The sequence below is a fragment of the Halomonas sp. genome, assembly GCF_033549285.1.
Classification (GTDB): Bacteria; Pseudomonadota; Gammaproteobacteria; order Pseudomonadales; family Halomonadaceae; genus Halomonas.
In genome coordinates this window covers 1-5,848 of the sequence record NZ_JAWSUJ010000156.1, presented here as the reverse complement: position 1 = coordinate 5,848, position 5,848 = coordinate 1, and the positions used below count along the sequence as shown (strand labels likewise).

Below are 5,848 nucleotides of genomic sequence, written 5' to 3'. Positions count from 1 at the left end.
CGCTCCAGCGGCTGGCCACCAGCCGGAAGCGCTCGGCCTGGCCGGCCGCCGACGGGCGGGCGGTTTGCAGGTAGCCGCCGGCCTTGAGGTAGCGGCAGTACTCGCTGGCCGTGGCCTCGGCCACCGGCACGTCGGGGGTGCTGGCGGCGCTGGCCAGCTGGCGGGCGCTGAACTCGCCGAGGATCTTGAGCGTGCGCCACATCTGCTCCCGGCCACGGCCCTGGACGGGCTCGCTGCCGTCTCGGCGGACACGCGGGGCCTCCACCCCCACGTCGCGCTGCAGGGTGTAGTCCACCGGCTCGCCGCTTTTCCTGGGCTCGGCGATGCGCCCCAGATAACCGGCCTTCTCCAGGCCGCTCAGGTAGTCGCGGACGCGGCCGAGCGGGATCACGGTCTTGAGGTGCCCCCGCACGTCGGGGGCGTTGATCGGCTCGCCGGCCAGGTGCAGGCGGCGGATCACCTCCCACATCGCCTGGCGGCTGCCCTTGGGGCCTTGCGCTTCGAGATGCACGGGCTTGCGAGTCATCCTCACCCCCTCCGCGCCGGCGGTTGGCCAGTGTGGATCTCGCGATCCCCCCAGGTGTCCAGGTCGACCCGGTTCCAGCCATTGGCCAGGGCCTCCGAGTGGATCTGGTAAAGGTTGACCGCCACCCGGCGCAGGCAGCCGCGCACCCTCGCCACCACGGTGTCGAGCAGGTCGTCGTCGATCTCGATGTCGGGGTAGCTGCTCTCGGCGAGCTGGCGGACGTCATCCAGGTTGGCCGGCTGGGCGGGCACCCACTCCAGCACCCGGTTGTGCAGGCGCTCGAGGCGCGCCATGGAGGCCGGCACGCGCTCCTCGCCAGGATCAGCGTGCCCTGGCTGGCGTTGTAGATGTCGGTGAGCACGTTGGCGGCGGCCTTGTCGATGACGTACTGGACGTCGTCGACGATCAGCGGCCGGCCGGAGCGGCTGAGCTGCTCGGCGACCTGGTCGACCATCTCGCTGAGCGTGCGCGTGGGGATAATCCCCATCTCGCGCAGGATCGCGATCAGGAAGGCCTTCTTGGTCCAGCTCTCGCGGCACTCCACGTAGTAGGCGCGATGCAGGTTGGCGGAGCGGGCCGCCGCCAGGGACTTGCCGTAACCGCTGGGGCCATACATCACCACCAGGCCGGGCAATTCGGGCGGGCGGCTGGCGGCGCTCTCCACGGCTTGCGCCAGGAGGCCCACATTGGTCAGTGGTACAATGGTATTGACGCTCATCACAGTTCCTTCATTGGTGCTTGGGTGTCATGGGCCATGCGTCTACATGGCCCGCCGGGTGCCGGGGGATTGCCGTCCCCCGGCATCCAACTCGTGCAGCTTCTTGATCGCCCGGAATCCCGGGGTCTTCGGGTAGCTCTGCCACCACTGCTGCTCTCTTTCCCCCAGTGCTTCGCCGGCATTCAGCCGGGCATCGAGCTGTTGCCACAGCCGATAGCGCTGGGTGGGGTCCTGCGGAATCTGGAAGGTCGGCGCCTGGGGCGCGGCCAGTTCGCGCGCCTTGGCGCGGCCGGCTTCGAGCTGCCGATCGTTGGTCGCGGCCGGTGCGGCCGGCTCGAGGGTGCGGATCTCCACGTCCTGGCCGGTGATGGTCTTGGCCTTCTTGGCCAGGCGGTTCAACTGGCCCTGCTCGCGCTTGTCGGCGGCGCGCTGGATCATGCTGGCCGGCATGGCGGCGGTGGCGTTGCCGTCGAGGGCCGCCTCGCCGATCCACTCCCCTTCCAGGGTGTAGATGCCCACCGCACTGGTATCGCGGTAGTCCCAGGCGACCTTGATCTCGTCGCCGTGGAAGTCGCGCAGTGCCTCCAGGAAGTAGCGCCCGCCGTTGACCCGCACCTCGCCGCGATGGCTCTTGCGCACCTCCTGGGGGCGCATCAGCGAAGCGACGACATCGGCCGGGGCGGTCAGCGCCTCGAAGCCCTCGGCCTCGGCGCTCTTCCAGGCCTCCATCGGGCTCTGATGGCGCAGCCGGCCGCTATCCAGGTCGCGGATCTTCGCCAGCCCCTTGTGGGGACGATGGTTGTAGGCGTTCAGCGCCTCGTTCAGGCGGTCGAAGAAGGTCTGGAAGGTCGGCAGCGTGGCCGGCTTGAGGCCCTGGGCGATGGCCTTGCGCGACAGCTTGTGCGCCCGGCTGGAGGCCTCGGGGTCCATGTCGGCGCCGATGTAGCTATCCATGTCCTTGGCCAGCCGCACCAGGGTCGACTGGTGGGCGCGCTCGATGACGCCGCGCGCCTGGGAGTTGTAGGGCAGCGAGTGGGTGATGGTGCCGCCCAGGCGATCGATCACCTCGTAGACGCTGGCATTGTCGAAGCCGGAGCCGTTGTCGACGTAGAAGAGGTTGAACATGCCGACGCGGCTCACCGCATCGCGCAGGGCGTCCAGGGTGGCCAGGGTGCTCTCCGCCAGGTTGATGGCAAAGCCGGTGATGCGACGGGTCGCCCAGTCGATGATCAGCGTGACCTCGGGGCGGAACGCCTGGCCGGTCAGCGGGTTGATCACCTCGGCATCGAAGGTGTGGCCATCGGCGACCCATACGTCGTTGGGCCACAGGCCCTCGGTGGTGCGGCGCTTGAACGGCTGTAGCGCCTTGAGCTCGCGCGGGCCCATGCGGCCACGTTCGCGGGCTTCCGGCGACAGCTTGGCGAGCCAGCGGCGCACCTGGTGGATGCTGGGGTGCGGCGGCTCGGTCTGCTCGACCAGCTGCTGGTAGGCGGCCTCGACGCTGGGCTTCTGCGGGCGCTGGTAGCGCTTCAGGAAGTCGCCGGCCCAGTCGGGCACACGCATGTCGGCCTTGCGGCGCTTGGGCGCCAGGCCGCGTTCGCCCTCTTTCTTGAAGGCCGATACCCAGCGCTTGAGGGTCCGCTCGGAGAGCGTGCGGGTGTCGGTCTTGCGATCGTTGGCGATCACCACGCGCTCAGCGAGATACGGCGTTAGATCGTCGGCCTGCGCCAGGGCGACTAACGTCTCGATGGCGCGCTGCTGGCTGACCAGCCGGGTCATGCGCTCGATCTCGCGGACGAAGGCCACCCGGGCACCCATCACCTTGCGCTGGGCATCGGTCAGCTGGCGCGTCTCTGGGGTGTTGGCCTGAGGCTCGGCGACCAGCTCGGCATCTACCGCCGCGGGCTCGCTCTGGCCCACCGTTTGGGCGATCAGTGCCTGCTGGGTCTCCGCCGGCAAGACCGCGAAGGCGTATTCCAGCGCCTTGGTGCCGAGGCGACGCTGGCCTTCCCAGCTCTGGCGCTCGGCCAACTTCTTGACGCCCCGCTCAGAGCTGGGCATGCCTGGCAGGCCGGCGAGTTCTCGGGCGGTATACCAGCCACGGGTCAGTTGAGAGGTGCGACAGTTCATGGCCGACCTCCCTCGAATGGGCGGGGGTCCATGTCTCCGCTACGTTGAGAGGTGCCAACCAAACCCAACGGCGCAGAGGAACCCCCAATGCAGACTGGCGACTTCGACGAGCTCTTAAAGGACGTGCCTGTACCGATCCGCGCCTCGCTAAAGCAATTGCGCGAGATCACCAACGCGCAGACCGATTTCATTGCTTTTCTCCTGCTGGAGCTTGAGTCGCAGGGCGTTCTTGGCGAACAAGAGAGAGACGCGATGATTCGTCGCTGGTATCAGCTGTATCGCGATCGCCCTGGATTCGACGAACACGTTCCTTTAGCCGATTCAGTTGTTGACGCTCTCGACGCTCAGCGGCTTGCTCAATAGGGCTGCGATCAGTCATTCCTCTTCTCCCATCAGCTTCTTCAGTTCGCGCATGTCGGCCTGGATCTTGTCGCGCATGCGCTGCAGCTTCCCGAACTGGGCGTCCAGGGCTTCCCGGCCGTAGGCCACCCGGCCACCGCGCAGGTGCACCATCCAGTCGGTGAAGTCGTGGCTGTGACACACCTCCTCGAGGAGAGGGACGCGATACAGGGGGATGTTGTGATCGGCCCGCGCCGGTGAGCTCCAGGCGTCTAACATGTGCTTGGAGACGTCGTCGCCGGAGAGCCGGCTCATCTGCGCGGCCACCTCGTAGCGATCCATGCCTGCGTGCTTCAGCACATTGCCGACCAGCTCGCTGACCTGGACGGCGTAGTTGCCGCCGCCCGGGGTGGGCACTACGGGCTGGGGCACCGTGAAGAGGTCTAGGGTGGCGGGGTCTTTTACGCGGCGCATGTCTAGTCCTCCCGCGCTAGCTGACGGTGCGCGATAGCGTTAGAGCCGCTATCCTGTGCGCATATATGGGCGGCCTCGCCAGATTTGCGCCCTACGGCGCAACTTTCCGCGCGGTTGGGCCGCTGCCGGCAAGGGGTGCCATCGGCATTCCAGCGCTCGGGCCATATCTCCAATGGAGACAGCCCAAGCTTCTTGGCGATGGCACGCTCGATGCGTGGATAGGGCGTGTACTTGGTGAGCTGCGGAGCGCTGGCAGAGACACCGAGCTCCACCGCCAGGCGGCTCAGGCTCGAGCCGTCGCGGCGCAGCTGGTACTTGATCCACTCCCAGCGCTGCTCTGGAGAAACGGGGATTTCTAGCTTCATGGCGTCACCTCGGTGGCGTTTTTTCTGGCCGTCTAACTTGGCAGTTGCCATAAACACTAGCCCGAATATGGGTGATCATCAACCCATAAATGGAGTTCCGATTCCCAAATGTGAAGCCACGCCACCCATTGTTGTATTTTACATCACAAAATCAGGTGCTTAGATGGAAACGGAACTTGAAGGTAATGGCGCAAACTCGGTTCCGAATCCCACGGATGGAATCGGAACCCGAATTGCTGAGGTGGCTGACCGCATCGGCAGCCGGAAGGCAGCGGCTAAAGCCGCTGGGGTGTCGGTATCTACGCTGAACCGCTGGACCACGGGCGAATCAGTCCCGGTGTTCGCGGGTGTGGCGAGACTCTGCATGTCAGCAGGGGTGTCACTTGACTGGGTGGCCTACGGGGAATCGATGGCCAGGGCTGTACACCAAGTCCATATCGGCCTTAGCGAGGAAGCCGAGCGGGAAGTGGAGCAACCAGGTCACGAAGTCGAGAATCGGTCCGGAAAAACCATGGACGACTACGCCTTCGTACCGCTCTATGATGCCCAGTGCAGCGCCGGGGCCGGCGCCTGGAACGATCATTGCCGGGTGCTCACCAACCTGTCCTTCACCCGCTACAGCTTGCGCAAGCAGGGGCTTACGCCCGAGCACCTCTCGGCGATCCGCGTGGATGGCGACTCCATGGAGCCGATCCTGCACAGCGGCGATACCGTGCTCATCGACCACACCAGGACGACCATCGAGGGCGAGGGCATCTACGTTATCCGCCTGGACGACCACCTCTACGCCAAGCGCCTCCAGCGCAATTTCGACGGGGTGGCGGTGATCAGCGAGAACCCCTCTTATGATCGCCTCACCGTTCCCAAGGAGCGCCTGGTCGAGCTCGAGGTGATCGGCCGCGCCGTCTGGGCCGCCGGCTGGCTCTGAGGAGGAACGCATGAAAGGGACCGTAATCGGCGTGAACCCGCGCATCGGATTCATTGCCATCCGTACCGAGGAGGGTGACCTCACAGTGGCAGAGCTCCTGGGCGGCTATGAAGTGGAGCCAGAGGACGAGATCAGTGGAGACCTCAACGCGCTCGGTGGCGAGACGTTCTACAACAACACCCAGAATGAGGAGATGGATGTCTACGTCCAGGGCGTCTATTGCTCGGCCAGCCATGCCCGGATGCTGATGGCCTGACACCACAGTGCCAAACACCCAGCAAAAAGGGCCACTATGCGACGTCAACTACTTTGACCGGTCGGCGACATTTAAAATGACCGGTTGGGGGTAGTTGTCGTCAGCCTGACGA

Annotated in this window: 8 protein-coding genes and 1 pseudogene; 3 read left to right on the top strand and 6 right to left on the bottom strand. The window is 65.7% G+C overall.

What is annotated here, in order from left to right; all coding sequences use genetic code 11:
* From SCI24_RS20480 to SCI24_RS20470, 4 genes and pseudogenes are all read right to left on the bottom strand, one after another.
* Positions 1–526, bottom strand: a 526-nt coding sequence (locus SCI24_RS20480; RefSeq protein ID WP_318727131.1) for a hypothetical protein, incomplete at its 3' end; no start/stop codon positions are given.
* Between the two features lie 2 nt (positions 527–528).
* Positions 529–831, bottom strand: a complete 303-nt coding sequence (locus SCI24_RS20475; protein ID WP_318727130.1) for a hypothetical protein — start codon at positions 829–831, stop codon at positions 529–531.
* Between the two features lie 23 nt (positions 832–854).
* Positions 855–1,142 (bottom strand): annotated as a pseudogene (locus SCI24_RS21585) (AAA family ATPase); the annotation flags it as partial.
* 144 nt (positions 1,143–1,286) lie between these two features.
* Positions 1,287–3,374 carry a DNA-binding protein gene (locus SCI24_RS20470; protein ID WP_318727129.1) on the bottom strand — a complete coding sequence of 696 codons (2,088 nt, stop codon included), beginning with the start codon at positions 3,372–3,374 and terminating at the stop codon, positions 1,287–1,289.
* A gap of 87 nt (positions 3,375–3,461) precedes the next feature.
* Between SCI24_RS20470 and SCI24_RS20465 the strand changes: the two genes are divergently transcribed.
* Positions 3,462–3,737 carry a hypothetical protein gene (locus tag SCI24_RS20465; protein WP_318727128.1) on the top strand — a complete coding sequence of 92 codons (276 nt, stop codon included), beginning with the start codon at positions 3,462–3,464 and terminating at the stop codon, positions 3,735–3,737.
* Between the two features lie 12 nt (positions 3,738–3,749).
* Here the strand turns inward: SCI24_RS20465 and SCI24_RS20460 are convergent, their stop codons facing one another.
* Positions 3,750–4,187, bottom strand: a complete 438-nt coding sequence (locus tag SCI24_RS20460; RefSeq protein ID WP_318727127.1) for a hypothetical protein — start codon at positions 4,185–4,187, stop codon at positions 3,750–3,752.
* 2 nt (positions 4,188–4,189) lie between these two features.
* On the bottom strand, positions 4,190–4,552 hold the full coding sequence (locus SCI24_RS20455) for a helix-turn-helix domain-containing protein (RefSeq protein WP_318727126.1): 363 nt from the start codon (positions 4,550–4,552) through the stop codon (positions 4,190–4,192).
* A gap of 511 nt (positions 4,553–5,063) precedes the next feature.
* On the opposite strand from SCI24_RS20455, the gene SCI24_RS20450 reads away from it, so the two are divergent.
* A complete protein-coding gene (locus SCI24_RS20450) occupies positions 5,064–5,480 on the top strand; it encodes a S24 family peptidase (RefSeq protein ID WP_318727125.1) in 417 nt (138 codons plus the stop codon).
* 10 nt (positions 5,481–5,490) lie between these two features.
* A complete protein-coding gene (locus SCI24_RS20445) occupies positions 5,491–5,736 on the top strand; it encodes a hypothetical protein (RefSeq protein WP_318727124.1) in 246 nt (81 codons plus the stop codon).
* The last annotated feature ends 112 nt before the right edge of the window (positions 5,737–5,848 follow it).

Excerpts from the sequence above, each read along its gene's own strand:
- SCI24_RS20445 (WP_318727124.1), top strand. The coding sequence starts at position 5,491 with ATGAAAGGGACCGTAATCGGCGTGAACCCGCGCATCGGATTCATTGCC.
- SCI24_RS20460 (WP_318727127.1), bottom strand. The coding sequence starts at position 4,187 with ATGCGCCGCGTAAAAGACCCCGCCACCCTAGACCTCTTCACGGTGCCC.
- SCI24_RS20465 (WP_318727128.1), top strand. The coding sequence starts at position 3,462 with ATGCAGACTGGCGACTTCGACGAGCTCTTAAAGGACGTGCCTGTACCG.
- SCI24_RS20450 (WP_318727125.1), top strand. The coding sequence starts at position 5,064 with ATGGACGACTACGCCTTCGTACCGCTCTATGATGCCCAGTGCAGCGCC.
- SCI24_RS20455 (WP_318727126.1), bottom strand. The coding sequence starts at position 4,552 with ATGAAGCTAGAAATCCCCGTTTCTCCAGAGCAGCGCTGGGAGTGGATC.
- SCI24_RS20470 (WP_318727129.1), bottom strand. The coding sequence starts at position 3,374 with ATGAACTGTCGCACCTCTCAACTGACCCGTGGCTGGTATACCGCCCGA.